Annotated in this window: 1 protein-coding gene; it reads left to right on the top strand. The window is 64.9% G+C overall.

The annotated features are described in order from the left end of the window. Positions 1 to 384: 384 nt before the first annotated feature. Positions 385 to 1,173 (top strand): hypothetical protein, encoded by a 789-nt coding sequence (locus G4D87_RS39840; protein ID WP_163787618.1) that lies wholly within the window; start codon positions 385 to 387, stop codon positions 1,171 to 1,173. The last annotated feature ends 14 nt before the right edge of the window (positions 1,174 to 1,187 follow it).

Below are 1,187 nucleotides of genomic sequence, written 5' to 3'. Positions count from 1 at the left end.
TTCGGGAGAAGACTCCGGACGACCACTCGGCCGCTCCCCATCCCACACAGGCACCCCTCCCTCGGAGGTCTGCCATTGCCAGCCAGGCCCGCGCTCCCGTGAGGAGCCCTCACTCCCTGCTACGGCGACAATGTATGTCACCTTTTCAACGGCTTTGAATTCTTGCGCTGCCGGCCCCTCTGCTCCAGAATGAGTCGCAAACGCCCCACCGCTGGTAAATTCCACCAAGCCTTACCGTGCGGTTGCGATAATTCGCCCTGGCTGTATATATCTACCTCCTTCATCGCCTTCCCGCTGCATTCCCAACTGGAGCACGCTGGACCCTCCCCCATGGAATCTGTCGCCCGCTCCCAGACTTCAGCGCCCCGCCAGGTCGTACGGACCGTGCTTCACGAGGCCCTGGAGAGCAAGCTGGGTGGAGAGGTCGTGGTCCGGTCCACCTCCGTGTCCGGGCGCATCTTCGTGGTGGCGCGGAAGGTGGCCTGGGCGGTCCTCAACGGGCCAGGGGCGCTCAACTTCTCCTCGGTGCTCATCCGGGAGCGGGTGGTCAGCCGCGAGGACGTCGAGCAGGTGGTGGCGGAGTGCCGGCAGAGCGGGGGCAACTTCTGCGAGACGCTGGTGACGTGGGGCCTGGTTCCTCGGGACACCATGCGGGACTTGCTGCGCCGCCACATGTCGGAGCAGTTGGAGGCCCTGCTGTCGCTGACGGACGCCCAGGCCATGTTCGTCCCGCAGCCGCGCACCTATTCCAGCCAATTGACGTATGGCCTGGATGAGCTGATTCCCCTGAAAGAAGAAAGCGAAGTCATGGCGAACGTGAAGCAGACCCTGGAAGAGACGCTGAAGATTGAAGGGGCCTTCGCGGCCTGTCTGGCGGACTCGAAGAGCGGCATGTGCCTGGGCAGCGTGGGCGGCACCCCGGCCTTCAACATCGAGACGGCGGCGGCGGCCAACACCGAGGTCGTGCGCGCAAAGATGAAGGCCATGAGCATGCTGGGCATCAAGGACCGCATCGAGGACATCCTCATCACGCTCGGCGAGCAGTACCACCTCATCCGCCCGCTGGCGGGCAAGGAGGGCCTGTTCCTGTACGTGGCCCTGCACCGCGCCAGCGCCAACCTGGCGATGGCCCGCTACAAGCTGTCCGAGGTCGAGAAGACGCTTCAGGTGTGAGCCGTCCCCCGGGT

The sequence above is a fragment of the Myxococcus vastator genome, assembly GCF_010894475.1.
In the GTDB taxonomy this organism is placed as follows: Bacteria; Myxococcota; Myxococcia; order Myxococcales; family Myxococcaceae; genus Myxococcus; species Myxococcus vastator.
Note: the sequence above shows the minus strand (reverse complement) of the source record. Positions and strands in the feature narration are given on the sequence as shown.